Annotated in this window: 20 protein-coding genes, 1 tRNA gene and 1 pseudogene; 15 read left to right on the top strand and 7 right to left on the bottom strand. The window is 59.9% G+C overall.

The window, feature by feature from the left end:
• The 5 genes from MAF45_RS10175 to MAF45_RS10155 form a co-directional block, all read left to right on the top strand.
• Window positions 1-191: hypothetical protein (locus tag MAF45_RS10175; RefSeq protein WP_237980346.1), on the top strand; the 191-nt coding region annotated here is incomplete at its 5' end.
• Between the two features lie 219 nt (window positions 192-410).
• Window positions 411-1,343: a cysteine synthase A gene (cysK, locus tag MAF45_RS10170; RefSeq protein ID WP_237980344.1), complete on the top strand. Its 933-nt coding sequence runs from the start codon at window positions 411-413 to the stop codon at window positions 1,341-1,343.
• A 204-nt stretch (window positions 1,344-1,547) separates the two neighbouring features.
• Window positions 1,548-2,561, top strand: a complete 1,014-nt coding sequence (locus MAF45_RS10165; protein WP_237980342.1) for an ABC transporter substrate-binding protein — start codon at window positions 1,548-1,550, stop codon at window positions 2,559-2,561.
• 84 nt (window positions 2,562-2,645) lie between these two features.
• Window positions 2,646-3,536, top strand: a complete 891-nt coding sequence (locus MAF45_RS10160) for an ABC transporter permease (protein ID WP_237980340.1) — start codon at window positions 2,646-2,648, stop codon at window positions 3,534-3,536.
• Window positions 3,537-3,539: 3 nt separating this feature from the next.
• Entirely contained in the window at window positions 3,540-4,337 is a 798-nt protein-coding gene (locus tag MAF45_RS10155; protein ID WP_237980338.1) for an ABC transporter ATP-binding protein, read from the top strand.
• A gap of 36 nt (window positions 4,338-4,373) precedes the next feature.
• On the opposite strand, the gene MAF45_RS10150 is transcribed toward MAF45_RS10155, so the two are convergent.
• Entirely contained in the window at window positions 4,374-5,318 is a 945-nt protein-coding gene (locus tag MAF45_RS10150) for a LysR family transcriptional regulator (protein ID WP_237980336.1), read from the bottom strand.
• 220 nt (window positions 5,319-5,538) lie between these two features.
• Here MAF45_RS10150 and MAF45_RS10145 point away from each other — a divergent pair, with 220 nt between their 5' ends.
• Both MAF45_RS10145 and dcuC read left to right on the top strand, forming a co-directional pair.
• Window positions 5,539-6,957: an amidohydrolase family protein gene (locus tag MAF45_RS10145; protein ID WP_237980334.1), complete on the top strand. Its 1,419-nt coding sequence runs from the start codon at window positions 5,539-5,541 to the stop codon at window positions 6,955-6,957.
• 62 nt (window positions 6,958-7,019) lie between these two features.
• Complete coding sequence (gene dcuC, locus MAF45_RS10140; protein WP_237980332.1) at window positions 7,020-8,339, top strand: C4-dicarboxylate transporter DcuC; 1,320 nt, start codon at window positions 7,020-7,022, stop codon at window positions 8,337-8,339.
• Here dcuC and istA read toward each other — a convergent pair.
• Entirely contained in the window at window positions 8,314-9,318 is a 1,005-nt protein-coding gene (gene istA / locus MAF45_RS10135; RefSeq protein ID WP_237980330.1) for an IS21 family transposase, read from the bottom strand. The two genes, dcuC and istA, sit on opposite strands and share 26 nt — an antisense overlap.
• Before the next feature lie 241 nt (window positions 9,319-9,559).
• On the opposite strand from istA, the gene MAF45_RS10130 reads away from it, so the two are divergent.
• Entirely contained in the window at window positions 9,560-10,453 is an 894-nt protein-coding gene (locus MAF45_RS10130) for a hypothetical protein (RefSeq protein WP_237980328.1), read from the top strand.
• Window positions 10,454-10,723: 270 nt separating this feature from the next.
• Here MAF45_RS10130 and MAF45_RS10125 read toward each other — a convergent pair.
• Window positions 10,724-10,799, bottom strand: a tRNA-Glu gene (locus MAF45_RS10125).
• 158 nt (window positions 10,800-10,957) lie between these two features.
• Window positions 10,958-12,361 (bottom strand): glutamate--tRNA ligase, encoded by a 1,404-nt coding sequence (gltX, locus tag MAF45_RS10120; protein WP_237980326.1) that lies wholly within the window; start codon window positions 12,359-12,361, stop codon window positions 10,958-10,960.
• 255 nt (window positions 12,362-12,616) lie between these two features.
• On the opposite strand from gltX, the gene MAF45_RS10115 reads away from it, so the two are divergent.
• Together MAF45_RS10115 and MAF45_RS10110 are read left to right on the top strand one after the other, a co-directional pair.
• A complete protein-coding gene (locus MAF45_RS10115; RefSeq protein WP_237980324.1) occupies window positions 12,617-14,098 on the top strand; it encodes an ISAs1 family transposase in 1,482 nt (493 codons plus the stop codon).
• A gap of 290 nt (window positions 14,099-14,388) precedes the next feature.
• Window positions 14,389-15,006 (top strand): TMEM165/GDT1 family protein, encoded by a 618-nt coding sequence (locus MAF45_RS10110; protein ID WP_237980321.1) that lies wholly within the window; start codon window positions 14,389-14,391, stop codon window positions 15,004-15,006.
• 14 nt (window positions 15,007-15,020) lie between these two features.
• On the opposite strand, the gene MAF45_RS10105 is transcribed toward MAF45_RS10110, so the two are convergent.
• On the bottom strand, window positions 15,021-15,650 hold the full coding sequence (locus MAF45_RS10105; protein ID WP_237980319.1) for an epoxyqueuosine reductase QueH: 630 nt from the start codon (window positions 15,648-15,650) through the stop codon (window positions 15,021-15,023).
• Window positions 15,651-15,822: 172 nt separating this feature from the next.
• Between MAF45_RS10105 and rlmD the strand changes: the two genes are divergently transcribed.
• The 5 genes and pseudogenes from rlmD (at window position 15,823) to MAF45_RS10085 (ending at window position 19,430) form a co-directional block, all read left to right on the top strand.
• Window positions 15,823-17,190 carry a 23S rRNA (uracil(1939)-C(5))-methyltransferase RlmD gene (gene rlmD, locus MAF45_RS10100; RefSeq protein ID WP_237980316.1) on the top strand — a complete coding sequence of 456 codons (1,368 nt, stop codon included), beginning with the start codon at window positions 15,823-15,825 and terminating at the stop codon, window positions 17,188-17,190.
• 311 nt (window positions 17,191-17,501) lie between these two features.
• Window positions 17,502-17,822 carry an ArsR/SmtB family transcription factor gene (locus MAF45_RS10095; RefSeq protein ID WP_237980314.1) on the top strand — a complete coding sequence of 107 codons (321 nt, stop codon included), beginning with the start codon at window positions 17,502-17,504 and terminating at the stop codon, window positions 17,820-17,822.
• 98 nt (window positions 17,823-17,920) lie between these two features.
• Complete coding sequence (gene arsB / locus MAF45_RS10090; RefSeq protein WP_237980312.1) at window positions 17,921-18,961, top strand: ACR3 family arsenite efflux transporter; 1,041 nt, start codon at window positions 17,921-17,923, stop codon at window positions 18,959-18,961.
• Window positions 18,961-19,242, top strand: a pseudogene (locus MAF45_RS11485) (hypothetical protein); the annotation flags it as partial. The gene arsB and the pseudogene MAF45_RS11485, both read left to right, overlap by 1 nt.
• Window positions 19,243-19,253: 11 nt before the next feature.
• Window positions 19,254-19,430: a VOC family protein gene (locus MAF45_RS10085; protein ID WP_237980310.1), complete on the top strand. Its 177-nt coding sequence runs from the start codon at window positions 19,254-19,256 to the stop codon at window positions 19,428-19,430.
• A gap of 255 nt (window positions 19,431-19,685) precedes the next feature.
• Here MAF45_RS10085 and MAF45_RS10080 read toward each other — a convergent pair whose 3' ends face one another.
• Both MAF45_RS10080 and MAF45_RS10075 read right to left on the bottom strand, forming a co-directional pair.
• On the bottom strand, window positions 19,686-20,027 hold the full coding sequence (locus MAF45_RS10080) for a cytochrome c3 family protein (protein ID WP_237980308.1): 342 nt from the start codon (window positions 20,025-20,027) through the stop codon (window positions 19,686-19,688).
• Window positions 20,028-20,056: 29 nt separating this feature from the next.
• Window positions 20,057-21,538: an FAD-dependent oxidoreductase gene (locus MAF45_RS10075; protein ID WP_237980305.1), complete on the bottom strand. Its 1,482-nt coding sequence runs from the start codon at window positions 21,536-21,538 to the stop codon at window positions 20,057-20,059.
• Window positions 21,539-21,796 lie beyond the last annotated feature (258 nt).

The raw sequence follows: 21,796 nt of genomic DNA, 5'->3' as shown, positions 1-21,796 counted from the left end.
AAGGAGAAACAGGAAACGGTGTCTTGAATGCAGCTGATTACGACAGAAATTTTTTCGAGAAATTGAAAAGCCGGATGCCTAAAATAATTCCGTCTTACATCTGTCCAAGAAATCCATACCAGTTCACTCGTGAAGTGCTCTGCGGGGGGGCCTCGTTGAAAGCGTTCCCAGCGAACCACCGGGCGCTCTGACGCCGCCAAAGGCCCCTGCGTCATTCTTCCCTGAAGCTCCCCTTCCCCTGTCCGCGGGATGGGTTTTGCATTTTCACCCGTTTACTGGTAGATTATCCGACAGAATTACTCGGATATAAGAGAATTCCCCGGCCGCGGGCGCGCAGCGAAAGCGCCTTGCGTCAGACTTCTTTCATGCGGGCGCACGTACAAGCGCCTTGTTTCGGAGACAAACATCAAATGACCGTCTTTACCTCCATTGCCGACCTCGTTGGGCATACCCCCGTTCTCGAACTCGCCGGGCTTGAAAAAAAGCTGGGCCTTAAGGCGAAGATCATCGCGAAGCTCGAGGCCTTCAACCCCGCCGGCTCGGTGAAGGACCGCGTGGCCAAGGCCATCATTGAAGACGCGGAGGCCACCGGCAGGCTCAAGCCCGGCGCCACCATCTACGAGCCCACTTCCGGAAACACCGGCATCGGCATCGCCGCCATCGGCCACGCCAAGGGCTACAAGGTCGTGATCACCATGCCGGACTCCATGTCGGTGGAGCGCCGCAGCATGATCCGGGCCTACGGCGCGGAGATTGTGCTCACGCCGGGCAAGGACGGCATGAAGGGCGCCATCGCGAAAGCCGAGGAGCTGCATGAAAAGGATCCCGGCTCGATCGTGGCCGGACAGTTCGTGAACCCGGCCAACCCGAAGGTGCACTACGAGTCAACCGGTCCGGAGATCTTTGAACAGACCGGCGGAGCCGTGGACTATTTCGTGGCCGGCGTGGGCACCGGCGGCACGCTCACCGGCGTCGGCCGCTATCTCAAGGAAAAGAAGCCCTCCGTGAAGGTGGTGGCCGTGGAGCCCGCCTCCTCACCCGTGCTCACCCAGGGCAAGGCCGGTCCGCACAAGATCCAGGGCATTGGCGCGGGCTTCATCCCGAAGACCCTTGACACCAGCGTCTATGACGAAGTGATCGACGTCGAGAACGACGCCGCCTTTGCCGCCGGAAAGGAAGTGGCCGCCACGGATGCCGTCCTGTCGGGCATTTCGGCCGGCGCCGCGCTCTGGGCCGCCGTCGAGATCGCCAAGCGTCCGGAAGCTGCGGGCAAGACGATCGTCGTCCTCTTCCCGGACAACGCCGACCGCTATTACTCGACCCCGCTTTACGCGGCAGCCTAACCGGCCAGGCGGACCCGCCCGGGAGGCGGGTTCTGTTGGAGTCGGAGAACCCGCTTCCGCGGAGGCCAGAAGCTTCCGCGATTTTTTTTCTCCCGCCCTTCCTTTCCGAAGCTCCCGGCCTTCCGGTTCAAGGCATAATAAAAAACATTACCTCCGGCCCCATGCGGCCGGCGGGGCCTCAAACTGAAAGGGAGTCGCAGAACTATGAAACACAGGAAGTCTCTGACCTGGGTGCTGGCCGGCCTGGCCGCCCTGACGCTTGCCTCCTGCGGAGGGCAAGGCAACTCGCCCGCCGCCTCTTCAGCCGCAGCCTCCCCGGCGGCCTCGCCGACGAACGTGGGAATCATCCAGCTCGTGGAGCACCCTGCCCTTGATCTCGCGAACAAAGGCATCGTGGACGCGCTCGCCGACAGGGGATACCGTGACGGCGAAAAAATCAAGATCGACCGCCAGAATGCCCAGGCCGACCAGTCCAACATGAAGAACATTGCCCAGCGCTTCGTCTCGAACAAATGCGGCATCATCTTCGCCATCGCGACTCCCGCGGCCCAGACGGTCGCAAACACCACGAAGACCATCCCGATCGTGGGCACCGCCATTACGGACTATGAGTCCGCGAAGCTCGTGAAGAACCGGGACAAGCCCGGCACGAACGTCACGGGCACCTCCGACATGAACCCGGTGGCCGAACAGGCCGGGCTGATCAAGCAGCTCGTGCCCGGTGTGAAGACCGTGGGCGTCATCTACAACTCGAGCGAGGTGAACTCCGAAGTTCAGGTGAAGGCCTTCCGCGCCGAGGCGGGCAAGCTCGGCATGCAGCTCAAGGTCGCCACCGTCTCCAGCGTGAATGACATCCAGCAGGCCGCCCACAGCCTGGTCGGCAAAGTCCAGGCCCTGTACATCCCGACCGACAACGTGCTCGCCTCGGCCATGCCCACCCTCGTCAAGGTCACGAATCCGGCGAAGCTGCCGGTGATCGCGGGCGAGCCCGGCATGGTGAGGTCCGGGGCGCTCGCCACGATCGGCATCGACTACTACACGCTCGGCCGCATGACGGGCGACATGGGCGCCGACATTCTCGAGGGCAAGGCCAAGCCCGAGACCACCGCGATCCGCTACCAGAAGGACTTCAAGGTGACGCTCAACGAAAAGGCGGCCGCCGAGATCGGCTGCAAGTTCCCCGAGAGCGTGCGCGCGAACGCTGAAATCATCAAATAAAAGGCTCCCGCCGCCCCCTTCATGCGGCTTTCCCGCAGTTGGGGGCGCGGCCTGCCGCCTTACTCCATCCTGGACTCTCTTCCGATGCTTGACATCCTCATTCCCACCGTGTCGCAGGGGCTGCTCTGGTCGCTGCTTGCGCTCGGCGTCTACATCACCTTCCGCGTGCTCGACATAGCAGACCTCTCGGTTGAAGGCACGTTCCCGCTCGGCGCCGCCGTGGCGGCCTCCTGCATCGCCTCGGGGCACTCGTTTGTGACCGCCTTCGCGCTCGCCGTTGCGGCGGGCTGCGCCGCGGGAGCCGTGACCGGGCTGCTCACCACGAAGCTGCGGATTCCGGCGCTGCTTTCGGGCATCCTCACGATGATCGGGCTCTACTCGGTGAACCTGCGAGTGATGGGGCGCGCAAACCTCTCGCTGCTGGGCTCCGACACCGTCTACAGCCTGGGCACCTCGGCCGGCCTCACCGAGGTGCAGTCGACGCTGCTGGTCGGCGTCATCGCCGTCGCGGCGGTGACCGGCCTCATCTACTGGTTCTTCGGCACGGAGATCGGGCTCGCGATCCGGGCCACCGGCTTCAATCCCCAGATGAGCCGCGCACAGGGCGTGAACACCGACAGCATGGTGGTGCTGGGGCTGCTGCTCTCCAACGGCCTGGTCGCCCTGAGCGGCGCGCTCGTTGCCCAGAGCAACGGCTTTGCCGACGCGGGAATGGGCATCGGCACCATCGTGATCGGCCTCGCCTCGGTCATCATCGGCGAGGTGCTCTTCGGCACGCGCAGCTTCAAGAACTGCCTGATTTCGGTCATCCTCGGCTCCATCGTCTACCGCCTCGTGATCGCCGCGGTGCTCGAGATGGGCATGCCGCCGAACGACCTCAAGCTCTTTACCGCGATCCTCGTGGCGCTCGCCCTGTCGCTGCCTCTCATCCAGTCCAGGCTGAAGGCGCTTCGCCACAGCTCAGGGAGGGCCTGAACCATGCTGCTGGTTGAAAACGTTTACAAGACCTTCTTTCCCGGCTCGCCCAACGAAAAGAAAGCCCTGCAGGGCGTAAGCCTGCGGCTCGAGGACGGGGACTTCGCCACGGTGATCGGCAGCAACGGAGCGGGCAAGTCCACGCTGCTCAACGCGGTCGCGGGCGTCTTCCCGGTGGACCGGGGCCGCATCGTGATCGGGGACACGGACGTCACGCGGATGCCCGAGCACCTGAGGGCGCGCTTCATCGGGCGCGTCTTCCAGGACCCCATGATGGGAACAGCCGCCGGCATGCAGATCGCGGAAAACCTCGCAATGGCGATGCGCCGCGGCAAGCGTCTGGGGCTGCGCTGGAGCGAGAACGCCGCCGAGTACAGGAAGTTCCGGGAGCTGCTCGTGCAGCTCGACCTCGGGCTCGAGGAACGGCTTTACTCCAAGGTGGGGCTGCTCTCGGGCGGACAGCGCCAGGCCGTGACGCTACTCATGGCGACGATCCGCCGCCCGGAGCTGCTGCTGCTTGACGAGCACACCGCCGCGCTCGACCCGAAGACGGCCGAGAAGGTCCTCGCGATCACGGACAGGTTCGTGCGCGAAGGACACCTCACCACGCTCATGATCACGCACAACATGCGCGACGCGCTGCGCTTCGGCAACCGGCTCATCATGATGCACAACGGCCGGGCGATCGTGGACGTCCGCGGAGAGGAGAAAAAGAAGCTCCAGGTGGCGGACCTGCTCGCGCTCTTTGAGAAGGCCTCCGGGGGCGAGGCCGACATCCCCGACAACATGCTGCTCGGATGAAGGCCGGCGGGCTGCCCAAAGCCGGGAGAAGCTCCGCTAAAAATCCGCAGACCTGAGTCCGCCGGACCCTTTCAGCACTGTATAAGCTGTTTCGAAAAACAGCTGGCAGGCTCGCGGCACATATTTGCCGCGCCTGCGGACGAGTGACAGTGTGTTGACTGGCAGGTCCCCGCCCAGGGAAAAGAACTCGACCTCCTTCTCGCCCAGCTCCGGGCACAACGTGTCCGGAACCAATGCCGCTCCCAGTCCTGCGGAGACCAGGGCCGGCACGGTCAGAATCGACTGCGTTTCAAGCGCCACCGCGGGCTTGACGCCGTAGCGCGCACACAAGATTTCAAAATACTCCCGGAAAGCCTGACCCGACTTCATGATGATGAAAGGCAGGTCCGCAACCTTGGAAAAGGAAATCCGGGGAAACGGCGGCCGGCCGGGGCCGGGTACCTTCATGCCGCCCCTTGCGGCCAATTTCCGAGGCACCGCCAGAAGCACATTTTCCTGATAGACCTCTACTCCGACGAGTTCCTTCGTCATCATCCGGGAAATCACGAAGGCGCAGTCCACCTCGCCGTTACCGGCCGCGGACACCAGTTCCTGCGTCGTGAGCTCGGTAATCCGAACGCGGATTCCAGGATAACGCTCGGCAAAAACCGGCAGAATGCGGCTTAGAAGAGTCTCCGAGCGGTACTGCGTAGACCCGACTCTCAGCTCGCCGGACAGACCAGTCTTGAGATCCTCGAAGTACTGGTGGCGCTCCCTGAGAATGGCCTCGATACGCCTTTCGCAGTCTAGAAAATATTTTCCTTCCAGTGTGAGCTTCCAAGGTCCGCTGCTTCGGTCGAAAATCACGATTCCGTTGTCCTCTTCGAGCCTCTTGACAAACTGCGACAGCGAAGGCGGAGAAACGAACAGCTGCCGCGCGGCAGCGGAAATGGCCCCGGTCTGAGCAACGGCTTCCAGATAACGAAGAGGTTTACCGGTCATCGCAATTTCCCCTAATTAATTTTTCGAACCAGGCTGAAACATTCGGTTCCGGCGGTTGTTTCAAGCGTTAACTTTTATCCTAATTTTTATCAACAAAATTAATAATAGTCAAAACATACTCCGCAGTCTACGATCCTCCCCATTCCTATCAGGCAGGCGTGACAAGCGCATCTTTTCAGCCTTTCACTCAGTCGGATATTTACTCATCGGGGAGACAGAGATGCTCGATATGATCATTCGGAACGGACGCATTGTCGACTGGAAGAACAATATGAACCAGATCGGCAATCTTGGAATAAAGGACGGCCGCATTGTCTTTGCCGGAGGATGCGATGCTGCGGCCAAAAAGGAAATCGACGCCCGGAACATGCTGGTCATTCCCGGCATCATCGACAGTCATATGCATGCCTCCTCATGGCTGGGCGGTCCCATGAGCTTCAGGATGCTTGCGGCGGCGGGCGTCACCACAGCCATGGAAATGGCCGGCCCCGTCGATTCAGTGAAACAATATCTGGCCGCTTACGGTACTGGACTTAACATCGCGCTGCTCGAACAGCTGCGGCCGTTCAAAAACATTTCCGGTCCTGCCCCCAATGAGGCCGAACTGAAAGCGGCGGTCGAGGCCGCTCTGGAAAACGGTGCATACGGCGTCAAGCTTCTCGGCGGACACTATCCGATGACCCCGGAGTCCACGGCCAGCCTGATCCGGCTGTGCGCGGAAAACAATGCGTTCCTTGCCATACATGCCGGGACGACGCAGCAGGGATCCAATATTTCAGGCATGTCCCAAATCATAGAGCTCGCGGCAGGGAATCCCTTTCACCTCGCTCACATCAACGCCTACTGCCGAGGCATGGTCTTGCCGCTGAAGGACGAACTCTCGCGGGCCGAGGAGTTGCTTCTTGCGCACCCTGAAATCGAGACAGAGTCCTACCTTTCCCCAATCAACGGCTGCAGCGGGCGGTGCTCGTCAGGGATTCCTGAAAGCGGGGTCACCCGCAACTGCCTAATCGCGTCGGGATATGAACCGACGCGCTCGGGACTTGCCGCAGCGATCCGGGACGGCATCGCGCAGGTTCACGCCCTGCGGGACGGACAAACCGTACTCGTGAACGAAACTGAAGGGATTGAGCTCTGGAAGCAAAAAAACAGTGATGTCCCCGTAAGCTTCAGCGTCAACCCCGGGCTGTCGCGTTTTTTCTTCGCTGTCGGCAAACGCCCCGACGGACGCTTTCTTGTCGACAGTTTCTGCACTGACGGCGGCGGAATACCCCGCAACGTGATCCTTTCCTGCGGTCTGGCCCTTGTCCGCTTCAAGGCGCTGTCATTAAATGAATTTGTCCTGAAGAGCAGCTACAAAGCCGCCTGCCAGATGGGGCTGACTTCAAAGGGACATTTTTCACCGGGTGCCGATGCCGACGTTACGGTTGCGGATCCCGCCAGACAGAAGGCCGTCTACACGATCAATGCGGGCCGGATCATTTACCAGAACAATCAATTTCCAGTCTCCGGCGGCGTATTGATCACCACCCCGCAGGGCGCGCGCGCGCCGCTTGCTCCCAGCCTGGGCAAGCTCGTGATCAACGTGAGGTCTCTGCTCCAAAAGCGACGGGGCGCAAAGCTCTCCTCCGGTCTTTGACTTTTCTCCGCAGCCCTGTCCTGCGGAACTCTCTTAAAACTTCCAGCAACGGGAGAATCTTTATGATCTGGATTGGTATTGCCATTGTCATTCTGACTTTCTACCTCATCTACAAAAATTATGAAGCCCGCCTAATCCTCGCTCTCTCCGGAATTGTGATGGCCGCGATCGGCTGGCTGGTCGAAGGCTCTCCGGTCACCGTCGGCACTGCAGTCAACGCCTTCGTCAATCAACTGGTCAACGGAGGACTGGTTCCGACGATCACCACGGTGATGGGATTTGGCGCGGTTATGACCTATACCCACTGCTCCGACCATCTCGTCAACGCACTGGTCCGGCCGCTGACGCATGTGCCGGCCATCGTCATCCCGGGGACTGTTTTGATTACCTGGGTTCTCAACATCGTCCTGCCGTCGGCAGCAGGCGTAGCAGCCGCTGTAGGCGTCCTGCTGATTCCCGCACTCATTACTCTGCGGGTCAACCCGGTCATGGCGGCCGCCGCCGTGTTTTTAGGAACTTGGGGTTCGACGATCAGCCCCGGGCTCATGTTCAACCCTCAAATCGCCGACATAGCTTACAAGGCTGGAGAAATCTCTGCGCCCGACGCCATGATCGTCATTTTCCAGGAAGCTGGTCCGGCCGTCTGCGGTGCTGTCGTGTCAGCCGTCGTGCTTGCGGTTATCTGCTGTATTCTCAAGGAAGGCGTAGGAACAGCGCATCCGGCGCTCAGCCCGGCCGGAGAAGTCAGGCACTTCAGAGTCAATCCCGTCATGGCGCTCATTCCTATTGTTCCTCTTTTCCTGCTCGTCATCGCCTCTAAGCAGGTAGGACTACTGCCGACGAAAACCTTCTCCGTGCCTGTCTGCATGCTGATTGGCACCGGCCTGGGCTTCATCGTGGGCCTGTTTCGCAGGCAGGATCCCGGTGACATCTCGCGTCAGTTCTGCAAGGGGGCGGGAGACGGATTTAACAATATCGTCATCTTAATTGCAGCCGCTTCTCTTTTCGCCGCTGGAATGAAGTCCATCGGCTTGACCGGAGCCATGATCGAAGCCATGAAGGGCTCCCGGTCGATTGCCATGATCTCCGCTGTCATCGGACCCTTCCTCATGGCTGTTGTCTGCGGATCCGGCAACGCGGCAGCTTTAGCCTTCAATGAAGCCATCACGCCTTATGCGGCAGACTTCGGGATGACGATCGTGCAGCTCGGCGCCGTCGCTCAGCTTGCGGCCGGCATCGGCCGGACCATCTCTCCTATTGCGGGCGGGTTGATCGTGCTGTGCGGCATTGCGCACGTCAATCCCATGCTGGTTGTTAAACGGACCACGGTTCCCTGCCTGTTCGCGCTTGTAGTCGTTACGATAGGCATGTATTACATCTGAACGGGCAGGTCCGCGCTGTTAACGCGGACTGCCCGGGCGCAGGAGGGCGCGCTCTATCGGCCGCGTCTTCCTGAACCCCATGATGGGAACCGGCGCCTGTATGCAACTCGCACCGGTAGGGAACACAGCGGCTGAGCGTCAGCACCCGGGTGTGCAGAGCCGGATCGGCCGTCTTGCCGCACCAGGCCCGCAGACTCAGGTTGAGCTGTTCAAGAGACTCGCAGCGCATGCCCGCCAGCGCGTTGTGCTTGACGTACCCGACGCTGCGCTCGACCTTGCCTTTGGATCGGGGCTTGCGTACGACGGTGGCGACAGGGGTGAAATCGTACTGGTCTGTCAGAAACTGGTAACGATCCGTGAAGCGAACCTCGCCCCGGCGCTTGTGGGAAGCCACCAGCGAGGCCGCGTTGTCGCTGATCACCTGCCGGGGAACGTCCTGGAAATAAATAAATGCCTGCTCTATGCCCTGCAGCCAGGCCTCCTGTGTTTCTTTTTCAAACGCCATGGCGAAAATGCGTCTCGAGTAACCCAGGACGGCGACAAAAACGTGCACTCGCGTCCGCAGCCCCGCTATTTCGACGTCTTTCTCTCCAAAGGCAATCTGCATCTGGTCTCCCGGCTGGGTCTCAAATCTGCCGGGCGAAGGCTGGTTCTGAAGCTTGACCTGGTGCCGGAAATCTTTGATGAAACGGTTGAAAGTGTCCTGCCGCACCACCACCCCATAGTTTTCCTTGATCAACCGAACAGTCACCGGGGCGCTGCATTCTGCCCTGAGAAAAAGCGCCCTGGATTCCTCGGCCTTTGCCTGGAGGAATGCCAGGCCGGGACCTGGATGCCGGCCGGCTTTCCGAGGAGCAATGCCTCTGATGCATCGCCTGATGGCCTGGCGAGAAACGTGCAGCGCACGGTGAATGGACCTGATGCTCTGGCCTTGCTCGTGCAGTGCCAGAATACTTTGCCGAATTGATTGTGAGAGCATGAAGTCAGACCTTTCGACTTTCTGCTCTGATGTTTTAACGAATCGCGATCCACAATGGAACCCTCTCATGTCGAAAAAAAATGGGAGGGGCGGCCACTTCATTTTGAATAATTGGTGGTCAATTTATTTCGCTTCACAACATCCGTCAGGCGCGACCAGCTCTTCCTGAAGCTTCTCGGACTATAAAGATCACAGTCGCGATGGGATTCATGAAACCAAGTCAGAACTTTGCGGTTACCGAATGAAAAGCGCCGGATTCGACCTTGAAGACACGGTTCTTGTGACGGACCGGGGCTATGGGAGCCTCTATAACGTGCAGAAGATGCTCGATCTCGAGCTGCGCTTCATTCAGGGCGTCCGCATAGCTGAAGACTCGATCCTGCGTGCACTTGACCGCTACAGCGCGTCTCTGCGCAATGTGAGCTTCTACAACTCCAGGCTCGGGGTATACGCAAGGACGATCAAGGAAGACTGGACCCAGAACACGGATTTCGGCCCCGTTGGAAAACCGATCTACGTCCACCTTTACCGCTTTCCGGGAGGAGATGAGCTTGAGATGAAGCAGCTGGCGGACAGGATCGAGGATCTGCTTGACACCCTCAATGAAGGCGGCAGGCGGTCCGATGATCTGTGGAGAAGCTGCGGGCGCTTTGTAGAAATGGTCTCTGGCAGGAACGGAGCGGTGAGATGGGTCAGGAAAGATGACGCAATGCGGGACGCCTGCCGCTATGCCGGCATGTTTGTTCTGCGGACCAATGAGGAAGAGGATCCCTTCCGCGCTCTTTGGGCTTATCGCCTGAGGGGACGGGTCGAACTCGACTTCAACCAGTTCAAGAACCAGGTAGACGGAGACCGTCTGCGCTGCTCGCAGACCGGGTACATTGGAAAGCTGTTCATCTGCACTCTGGCCGCCGCCATCAGGCTCATGATGCTGAAGCGGGCCCGCGACTGTGCGGCTCCGGGAGTCTCTCTCCCGCACAACTCGATTGACTGCCTGCTGGCAAAGCTAAGGTGCATCAAGGCGGACAAACGCCCCAGCGGCAATGCCTGGGTGACGCGGCCCATAACGAAGAAGCAGCGGGATTTTCTCTCGCTGCTTCTGTCGGTGCCCCTCCCGCCTAAAGTCCTGCGTTAGGGATCAGTTAACCGGGAGTTTAGGTGGGATAGACATGGTTTTGGGCTCCTTTGTGTCCAAAAAACCAATACCACTTCAGGCGGAGGGCAAAAAAATACCCATCCGGGCGAAAGGATGGGTTCAAGTAGATAGAGCGAGAAATCAATCTACTTTTTATTTTATGCCGGAGTTTCCCGGCGTCAACTCAGGTCCAGTGAACCGTTTGATGTAGTCCATCATGTAGTCCACGCAGTTGTACCTGCCTCACAAGGCCTGAATTCATTGAATTCATGGCGTCCCCACAGGGATTCGAACCCTGGTTCTAACCGTGAGAGGGTCATGTCCTAGGCCTCTAGACGATAGGGACTTAACGCTCCCGAAGGGCTTGGCGCCCATCAGCAAGAGACAGAATAATACATCAAAGAAATATAAAAAGCAAGTTTTTCGTGAGGGACCCGCCCCGGAGGGCTTCCCGGCCCGGGTTTAGGACCCGGGCCTGAAGGCCGCCCCGGCGGGCCGCAGGGCTCAAAGCCTCGCGCGCAGCCTCTCGAGTACTTTGTCGCGCCCGATGATCTCAAGCGTCTGGTCGATCTGCGGCACTTTCGCCGCGGCCACCGCAATCACGCGCACCGGCGAGGCAATGACCCCGAACTTGACGCCCTGCTCTTCGCAGACCGCCTTCATCGCGGCGTAGATGCCGGGGGCCTTCCACTCGGGCAGCGCCTCGAGCCTGGGCAGCAGCGCCGCAAGAGCCTCGCGGCCGCCGTTTTCCAGCGACTTCGCGATGTCGGCCTCCACCGGGCTGTAGGGATTGAAGAAGATCATCGCCTGGTCGGCGAGGTCTTCAAGCGTCTGGGAGCGGCCCTTGAGCAGGGCGCAGATCTTCACGAGATCGGCCGATTCGGGGTCGCCGCCGCGCGCGGCGATCCTCTCCTTCACGAGGCCGGCGAGCCTCGCGTCATCGGCTTCCTTCATGTACTGGCCGTTCAGCCACGCGAGCTTCTTGAAATCCATGCGGGCCGCGGCGCGCGAGCAGTCGGCGAGATCGAAAACGCGCGCGAGCTCCTCGCGGCTGAACTTCTCCATGTTGCCGTGTCCCCAGCCCAGGCGCGCGAGATAGTTGAATATCGCCTCGGGCAGGTACCCCGCCTTCTTGTACTCGGTCACGGCGACCGAACCGTGGCGCTTCGAGAGCTTCTTGCCGTCCGGCCCGTTGATGAGCGGCAGATGGCCGAAGATCGGGGGCTCGACGCCGAGGGCCCGGTAGAGATTGATCTGGCGCGGCGTGTTGTTGATGTGGTCCGCGCCGCGGATCACGTGGGTCATCTTCATGTCGATATCGTCGACCACCACCGCAAAGTTATAGGTGGGGATGCCGTCGGCGCGCATGATGATGAGGTCATCGAGCTCCTTGTTGGAGACGGTGATGGTGCCGTAGACGGCGTCGTTCCAGGTCACCTCGCCCTCGTCCGGATTGCGGAAGCGCAGCACGGGCTTCACGCCCTCGGGCTTTACCAGCCCCAGGGCCGCGGCGCGCTCGGGCCTCCAGCGGCCGTCGTAGCGGGGCTTCTCGCCGCGGGCGCGCTGCGCCTCGCGCATCGCGTCGAGCTCCTCTTTCGTGCAGTAGTCCCAGTAGGCGAGCCCCTTGGCGAGCAGCTGGTCGGCCACTTCCTTGTAGCGCGGCAGGCGCTGCATCTGATACACCACGGCTCCCTGGTTGTCATAGTCCAGGTTCAGCCACTTCATGGAATCGAGAATCACCTGCGTCGCCTCGGGAGTGGAGCGCTCCTGGTCCGTGTCTTCGATGCGGAGCAGGAACTTGCCTCCGAAATGACGGGCGACCGCCCAGCAGTAAATCGCCGTGCGGGCCGTGCCCAGATGCATCATGCCGGTGGGGCTGGGAGCAATGCGTGTGCGAACTTCTGTCATCTCGATTCTTTTAATTCCAGAAAGTAAAAAAACATCCGACGTCCGTCCGAAGCCGGACTTTCTCTTGAAAATAACGGGTTATTTTAGTCCATCAGCGCCCCTTTCTCCCGAAGGAGAAGGGAGGGCGGCAGGGCGGGCTCATGAAAGACAAGCTCTAAAAAATGAAAATTTTGAAAACTCAAGGGATAGGCCCTGACTTTTTAAATATACATATAATATATATGTGATAATAGATCAAGATCATAGGAGGCCCCAATGCCCGTCGACCAGAAGATCCTGAAGCTGATTCCCGAAGGCTGCCGAGTGAACTGGAACGCCACCAACAAGCGCTACTACGTTTTCAAATCGAAGTATGTCTACGATCCGTCGAAGAAGCGCGGGAAGGAGATCCGCACGCAGGTCGGCGTCGTGGTTGACGGAAAGTTTCAGTTCTCCAAGAGCTACCTGCTCAAGCAGCAGGTCAAGGAACTGAAGGAGACAGCTGCCAAAGCCGCAGAGAAACCGTCTGCTCGAACGGGAAAGCAGACGGCCGCGGCCGCGGAAACGAAACCAGTGTCCGACGGCGTAAAGGCAGTGCCTGATTCCGCGTCAAAAGTCAAGGACAGTCGTCAGCAGTCCAGGGTCGTATATCCGCTGGACTACGTTTATCTCGTTTCGCTTCTTGCCAGTCTTTCGGGACAGACCAGCTGCGTGCAGATCGCCGATTTCTGGGCATCGAGCCGCCCGGCCTTGGAAGCGCTCTTCGATGATTTCCCCAGGGAAAACATCTCGCATGACACGGTCAGGCGTCTGCTGATGCTGATTGACCCGGACGAATTTGCCTCGTTTTACAAACGCCTGGTCACCCCACTGCTGGACCAATATCTCTCGCGCGTTGCGGCCGTTGACGGCCAGGCCGTTCGGGCAAGCCGTACGGAAAAAGCCGCCTCGGGCCGCTTTGCGCTGACCTTCCATGACACGGAAAACGGAGTGGCGCTGTGCCAGAAGGTCGTGAGCGGGAAGGAAAATGAAATCACCCATGCGGCCTCCATGGTCGAAGGACTGGACCTGAGCGGGTGCGTTGTGACTGCGGATGCCATGAATACGCAGAGGAGTTTTGCCAAATCCCTGGTGGAAGCCGGGGCCGATTACTGTCTGGCGGTCAGGGAAAATCAGAAAACCCTCTGGCATGACATCCGGATGGCGTTTCTGGACGTCACTGAAACCCGGGCCAGGTCCTGGACGGGAGACGCCGCGCTGGAGCACGGCAGACTGGAGCGCAGGAGCGTTCGCGTCCTGCCGGGATCCGTGCTCGGGCCGGCGCAGTGCGGGCACTGGATTGGACTGGAGGAAGGCTGCATCGTCGCAGCAGTGACCGAGTCAACAGACAAAAAGACCGGCAGAGAATCCAGCCAGGAGCGCTACTTCATCACCACGCTGCGCTGGGACAGCCGGCTGATTGCCGAGCAGGCCGCACGGGCGGTCAGGAGGCACCGGGGTGTGGAGAACGAGCTGCATTACGTCCTCGACGTGGATTTCCAGCAGGACCGAACGCAGTGCAAAAATGCGAACTACCTTTACAACCGCGTCCTGCTCAACAAATTTGCCGTCGGGGTGCTGAACAAGCTTCAGAATGAAGAGAGCAAAGAATCAGCCGCTGAGCCCACAAACAAAAAGCGTTGGATGAACAAACTGCGCTCTGCTCAAACGGCTCTCGACGCTTTAGCGAGGGTTTACCAGGCGGCTGTTCATGCGTAGGCCCTGGGAAGGGCGGCCGGACTTCGCCCAAAGTCCGCGCAAACTGCTATACTGCCCGGCTCGATGGGGAGTAGCCGCGGGTTCCGGTCCTTGAAGTCCGGGCCCTGCCTTCGTCAACATACCTGGCCCGGATGGGCTGTGGCGAAGGCTTCCCGGGCGCTGACCCGGAAACGGCAAGACCAGAGGAAGGAGACGGATTCTGCTGTCCGGCTCTTCGGAACCGCCGCCCGGCACCGCTTTTGTTGCGGCGCTGAGGTCCTCTTTAACCAAAATATAAAAGACCCCCTGTCATGCTGGAAACCATTCTTCTCAGCACCTGCGCCATTGCGCTCTCTGAAATCGGCGACAAAACGCAGCTGCTGACCTTCGCGCTTGCCGCGCGCTTCAGAAATCCCCTGCCGATCGTGCTCGGCATTTTCGCCTCCACGCTTCTCAACCACGGACTCGCGGCCTCTCTGGGCTACTGGATCAACACCTGGCTCACCCCGGGCATTCTCCGCTGGGTGCTGGTCGCCTCCTTCATCGCGATGGGCCTGTGGATGCTGATCCCCGATCGGGACGACGGCAGCGCGGAAAAAAGCCCGTATGCGAAATACGGGGCTTTCGCCGCCACCGCCATCTTGTTTTTCCTGGCCGAAATGGGAGACAAAACCCAGATTGCCACCGTGGCGCTCGCCGCCAAGCTGGGAACCGTGATCCCCGTGATGATGGGCACCACCATCGGCATGCTGCTGGCGGACGTGCCGGTCGTGTTCGTGGGCGACCGCTTTGCCAAATACATTCCGATGAAGCTGCTGCACGCAGCCGCCGCCCTCGTTTTCATCGGCTTCGGCATCGCGGCGTGGCTGGCGGATCCGGCTTCGTTCATGCAGTCGCTGCCTGAAGCCTCCCGGGCCGCCGCGCCCTGAAAAGACAGGCCGGGCTAGCGGCCGGAGGCCTCTGCGATCCGGCTCCTGGCCGCGGCCTCATCCTCCCGCGCCTGCTCGGACTGCCTCGCCCGGCGCTCCTGCAGGGCGGACATCGAGAATTCGCACCCGCAGTAGAGCTGGTTGTAGAAATGGTTCTCCCGGAGCAGGGCGCCGCGGCGCTCCTGCAGGCCGCCCTTTCTCCAGTTCCGATCCCAGAACTCGACGTCGGGATAGTGCGAAACGGCCCATCGGCCGGCCTCCGAGACCTGGTCGAGGCGCTTCCAGCGGCTGGAGGCGAGCGTGGTCGTAAGCACTGGAATGCCCTGTTCATGGGCCACTCGCGCCGCCTCGAGCAGCCGGTAGCGGAAGCAGGCGAGGCAGCGCGCCCCCCGCTCGGGCTCCTGCTCGAGCCCCCGGACCGCCTCGCGCCATCCGCTGTGGTCCCAGTCCCCGTCGATCACGCGCAGTCCGAATCTCGCGGCGTAGGCGCTGAGCTCATTTTTCCGAACCTCGTACTCCGGCTGGGGAAAAATGTTCGGATTGTAGTAAAAAAGAACGGGCTCCCAGTCGTTCGCGAGCATCCATTCCAGGATCGCGGCCGAACAGGGCGCGCAGCAGCTGTGCAGAAGAACTGTTTTTTTCATCACCGGAGGAAACCGAAAGAAAAAAGCGGCGGAAGCCCTATTCTGCCACCGGACGGCCGGACTGCAGACGCCTGGAATGCAGGGCCGCCTTTTCGCTTATGATGGGGCCGTCAGCCTCGCGGAGCCGGTTCAGGCTGCGCTTTTATCCTTATCCGTTTGAGCGGCGTTTTCCATGACACTCCAGAAGCTCTTCATCACTGACATCGCGGACTCAGGCGCCGGCATTGCCTGGAGGCAGGCCGCAGGGCGTTCGGTGCGGGTGTTCGTGCCCGGGGGACTCCCGGGCGACGTGCTCGAGGCCCGGCTGATGCCCGGCCCGGCCGGCTCGCACTCGCTGAGCGCGCGCCCCGAGCGCTTCCTGCAGCGAAGCCCGTCCCGCCGCGAAAAACCCTTCTGCCCGCAGGCCTGCGTCTGCGGAGGCTGTCCTCTGGCCGCCCTCTCTTATCCGGCGCAGCTTGACTTCAAGCGCAGGCGCCTGGCGGAGCTTTTCAGGGACATCGTGCCCGAAGGCCTGATCCGGCCGGTCCTGGGGCTCGAGCCCGGCGAGCGCCCTGTCCGGAACAAGGCGCTGCTGCATTTCGCGGGCCGCAGCGAAGCCCTCTCGGTCGGGCTCTACGCCCCGGGCTCGCACCGAGTGCTCGACCAAACCGCACGCTGCCCCCAGTGCCCGGCGTGGATGGGAGAGACGGCGCTGGCCGTGGCGCAGGCCGGCGCCAAGCTCGGGCTCGGCGCCTGGGACGAACGCAGGCTCGAAGGCGCGCTGCGCGCGCTGCTGATGCGGGACGCCGGCGAGGGCGGAAGGCTCGCCGCCCTCGTCACCGGGGAAAAGCTCTCCGCGCAGGCCCTGTCCCGCATCCGCGAGGCCATGCGCTCGGCCGGCGTCACCTCTGCTTCGGTCTGCGTCAATTCCGAGCCTGGGAACGCGCCGCTCAGGGGAGAGATGACCCCGATTCTGGGCGACGGCTCCGTCAGGGTCTCATTGTGCGGGCTCGGCTTCAGGGTCCGCCCGGAAACCTTCCTGCAGGTCAATCCGCTTCAGACCCCGAGGCTTTACGACCTGGCCCTGTCCCTCGCTCAAATCCGCCCGCAGGACCGCGTGCTCGACCTGTACTGCGGCGTCGGCACGCTCACGCTTCTGGCGGCCCGGCAGGCCCGCGAGGCCTTCGGCGTTGAAATCGTGCGGGCCTCAGTCGAGGAGGCTGAGCGCAACGCCGAGGCCAACGGCATCCGCAGCGCCCGGTTTGCCTGCGGGCCGGCCGCCGGGATTCTGCCGGAAATCGCCCGCGCGGGCTTCTCGCCCCGCATCGTGATCGCCGATCCCCCGAGAAAGGGGCTGGAAGCGGGCGTGGCCGAAGCGATCAGCGCCCTGAGGCCCGAAAAAGTGGTCTACATCGCCTGCGGGCCGGGCGCCCTCGCCCGGGACTGCCGGAGGTTCGCGCAGCTCGGCTACCGGGTCTCGGCCCTGTGCCCCGTGGACCTCTTCCCCGAAACGCTGCACGTTGAGACAGTAGCGTTGATGTCAAGGGTCGAAGGGAAATAGCCGCAAAATTTTAAGTATACTGCGGTTTTCGGGCAATCGGGCAAATTTGGCATAGTGCAGGACAAACGCTTCTCGGTAACTTTCTAAAGGCAAATCAGGTCAAATAGTGCGAGGGTTGAGTTGCCGCGATAGATGCCGCTATGTTGAGTTGCCAGGTTAGATGTTGGGTAGTTGTGACTGCGAGATAGATGTTGGAAAAAGCTTCCACACTACCATCAGAGGCGACAAGCTTTTTAAACAATATTACATTCACACATTTACAACTATGAATGTATACGATATAATATGTACCTCTCTCGGAGGTGAAAATCATGGGATTCAGAGAAGACGCCAAAAAAATAAAGGCGCTCACAGATGAGAACCGTCTTGCGATCATGCTTGCGCTCCAGCATGGAGAGAAGTGTGGATGTGATCTGCTGAGGGAACTGAATATCACGCAGCCGACTCTTTCGCACCACATGAAAATTCTTGCAGACAGCGGCCTTGTTGATTACTACAAAGAAGGAAAATGGATGCATTACTCCATCTCCGCAGACGGCGTCAAAGATTTCCGGGAAATGATCGGTTCCTATGCAAGATGCGAATGTGAAACAGACAGCAGCGTATCCTGCGGATGTAAGAAAAAGAAGTAATCCATAGCTGTCATTCACAGGCAGTCCTTTGGGACTGCCTATATAAAGGTCATAAGCATAGATATATATCAATACATCAAACTAATGAAGGCAAAGGCATGAACAATCAAAGCAAAGGCATGAATACATTTCAGCGGTATCTTTCTGTGTGGGTACTGCTCTGCATGGCTATAGGAGTACTGATTGGGCATTTTGCCCCGGCCATTCCTGCCACACTCGGCAAATTTCAGATTTCCGGCATTTCGATTCCTATCGCTGTTCTCATCTGGGTCATGATCTACCCTATGATGATGAAAGTAGATTTTCAGAGCGTAAAACAGATTGGGAAGAATCCAAAGGGACTTCTGGTCACATGGGTGACAAACTGGCTGATCAAGCCTTTCACTATGTATGGAATTGCTTACCTGTTTTTGTTTGTCGTATTCAAAGCCTTCATATCTCCGGGACTGGCAATGGAGTATCTTGCCGGAGCTGTGCTTTTAGGAGCTGCTCCATGTACAGCGATGGTGTTTGTGTGGAGTACGCTTACAAAAGGGAACCCTGCTTATACGGTTGTGCAGGTGGCCACCAATGACCTTATTATTCTGGTGGCATTTGTTCCGATTGTAAAATTCCTTTTAGGTGTTTCCAATGTGGTTGTTCCCTACAGCACTCTGTTCGTCAGCATTTTTCTGTTCGTCGTGATTCCGCTTGTGGGCGGTATCCTCACTAGGATAACCGTCACGAAACAAAGAGGCGCGGATTATTTTGAGAGCACGTTTGTCCACAAGTTCGACAATGCCACAACAATAGGTCTGCTGTTGACGCTGGTGATTATCTTCAGTTCACAGGCAGAGGTGATTCTGTCTAATCCACTTCATATTGTGCTGATCGCGGTGCCGCTAACCATTCAGACATTTTTGATTTTCTTTATCGCTTATGGAGCAAGCAAGCTACTGAAATTACCGCATGATATTGCGGCTCCTGCCGGGATGATCGGTGCATCAAATTTCTTTGAACTTGCGGTAGCTGTGGCGATTGCACTATTTGGTACGACAAGCCCTGCAGCGCTCGCTACTACTGTAGGCGTTCTGACGGAGGTGCCCGTCATGCTCTTGTTAGTGCGAATAGCAAATAAAACGAAAGCGAGTTTTGCGTAATGCGGACTTTTATTCAGGATCAGATCCTTGGAATGAGGTGGTTGAATGCCCTGATTGAGCAGTTGCTGCTCATGGTTGGACTTAATTTAGATAGTCGGATTGGCGGCAGTATACAGTTCTTCATTTATGACACAATTAAAATCACGGTATTGCTCTGTGTATTGATCTTTCTGATTGCTTACATTCAGAGTTTCTTTCCTCCGGAGCGGAGCAGGAAGATCATGGGAAAATTTCATGGAATAGGAGCAACTGCTGTAAGCGCTCTGCTTGGGACGGTGACACCTTTCTGCTCTTGCTCCTCCATTCCAATCTTCATGGGCTTTACGAGCGCAGGATGCTCGCGCTGGACGACGGCACCCGCATCGAGCTCTTCAACTATGTGACCGACAGACCCCGGCCGCCGGCCCGCACCTGCGATATCGGCTACCAGCACATGGCTGTGCTCGTCGACAGCCTTCCCGAGGTCTGACGCCGCTTCGCCGCGATGGGCGGCAGGCTCTACCGGGCCGCCGGCAGCGCGGACGGCCGTCCCGGCGAGGACACCGGCTGAATCTACGGCGAGACGCCCTGGGGCAGCGTGGTGGAAATCCTCGCCAGCTCTCCCTGAGGCCGGCCGAAGGCCGCGCGCCGCATCCCGGGGGCATAAGAAAACGCCCGGAGGGGCCCCCCCCCGGGCGTTTCGCGTTGCTTCGCTCAAGCCCCCTGCAAGGGGCTCTCGCCCGCCTTACTTCGCGGCAGCGGCCGCCTTCTTGCGGATCGTGAACTTGTGGCAGTCATTGCAGACGATCTGCGGCTTGGCCAGATCCGGCTTGTGGCAGTCCGTGCAGTTCACGTCGCCCAGATGGCTGTGGTGAGGATTGGGATCCAGGTTCTCCGTCATCTTGGCGAGCTTGTCGTAGTCGCCGTGGCACTGCTTGCAGGCCTGCTTGGTCACGTAGCCGTCCTTGCTCACCGGCCACTGCTTGCCGTGCAGCTGGGAAATGCTCTGTTCCGCAGCGCCCGCGGAGAGCGACAGCGTGAGTCCCATGGCGAGGGCGGTGAGAACCGCGAAAGTCTTTTTCATCATCAAAGTCTCCTAAGTCCTGTTCGATGGGATTACCGGGCAGCCTTCGCACGAGCGGCCATTTCGCGGCCGGCGATGCGGCCGAAAACCGTCGCGCCGCCAAGCTGCGCGCCGCCGATGTAATCGCGGAAGAAGAGTCCGCCCGCGGCGTTGCCCGCCGCGTAGAGGCCCGGAATGCTCCGGCCTTCGAGGTTCTGGACTTCCGCCTTCGTGTTAATCAGCGGGCCGCCGAAGGTCGCGGTCATGCCGCCTTCGTACGGAATCGCGTAGAACGGGGCCTTTGCGATCGGGAAGGGCTGCTTGTAGGTGCAGGGCGGGTTCATCTTCCCGAGCGTGCCGTTCTTAAGGGCGTCGTTGTAGTCGTCGACATCCTTCTTGAGGACCTTCGGGTCGATGCTGATCTTCTTGGCGAGCTCCTCGACGCTGTCGGCCTTGTAGTAAGGCGTGTTGAGCATCTCGAAGCGCTTGACCATGCGATCGATCACCTTGCAGTCGGAGTCCACGATGGCGTAGGCGTGGTTTTCAATCGTCAGCTGGGCGCAGGCCTTCGCCTTGATCACGTAGGTGTTGCGCTCGTCGACGAAGCGCTTGCCGCGGTTGTCCACAATGATGCCGTAGCCGGAGTTGAGCACTTCGTTGGGGTTCACGTGGGTCGAGGCGATAATCGGGCCGGCGTGGAACTGGTCCATGTTCACGAACTTCGCGTTGAGCGGACGGGCCAGCGTGATGTTGGCGCCGGTGGTGGAGCGCGAGCCGCGGATCGCGAGACGGGAGGCCCAGCCGCCGATGTACTGGTCGGTGAGCTCGGGGTTGGCCGAGAAGCCGCCGGTCGCGAGCGTCACGCCGCCCTTCGACATATAGGTCTTGTAGCCCTCGGGGGTCATCGTCTTCACGCCGATCACGCGCAGGCGGTTGTCGGTCAGCAGCTCGAGAGCGCGGTTTTCCCAGAGGAACACGACGCCCTTGGACTTCGCGAGCTTGAGCAGCATCTGAACCATCTGGGAGCCGCCGGTGATGCCCTTGCCGTTGATCGAGTTCACGCGGTACTCGCGCGGATAAGGAGCCTTCTTCACAGGCCTGAACTCAATGCCCACGACATCGGCCAGCCAGTCGAGTCCGGCGGGGATTTCCTTCGCATAGGTGCGGGTCAGGTCCGGATCGGCGCGGCCGTTCGAGACCGCCATCATGGCCTTGTAGAAATCTTCCTCGGTATCCTTGATCCCCTGCTTGATCTGACGCTTGGAGCCCCAGCCGCAGACGGAACCCAGAGCATAAATCGCGTTGCCGTCCGGGCGGTCCTTCTGTTCGATGACGGCGACTTTCTTCGCGCCGCTGTCGATGGCGGAAATCGCGGCGACAAGGCCGGCTGCGCCCGCGCCGATGATGAGGGCGTCATAGGTTTCGGCCTTGGCGGGACGAGCCTTCACCTTGGCGAACGTGAGCCCCGGCACTGCGGAAAGGGCAATGCCGGCCGCGCCGGCCTTCAGAATGGAACGGCGGGAGAGCTGAGTCATATTTTTCTCCTAAAGGAAAGCTGCCTTTATTGGATGTAAAGCTTTGTCGGCAGCCGGTGTTGTGGTTCCCTGATTTTCCGAACCTGAATACGTACGTAGCCTGATCCGGATCAAGCGGAATCATCAGAAATACGGCAAACGATCCTGTTTGTAATGATAAGGCGGACGGCGCTCCGGAGCCCTTCGGGCGAGGGAAACAACTTAAGGAAAAAGTCCGCCCTGAACAGGGCGGACCCCAAGGGATCCCCGCGGGGCGAA

The organism is Mesosutterella porci, assembly GCF_022134585.1.
Lineage (GTDB): Bacteria > Pseudomonadota > Gammaproteobacteria > Burkholderiales > Burkholderiaceae_F > Mesosutterella > Mesosutterella porci.
Note: the sequence above shows the minus strand (reverse complement) of the source record. Positions and strands in the feature narration are given on the sequence as shown.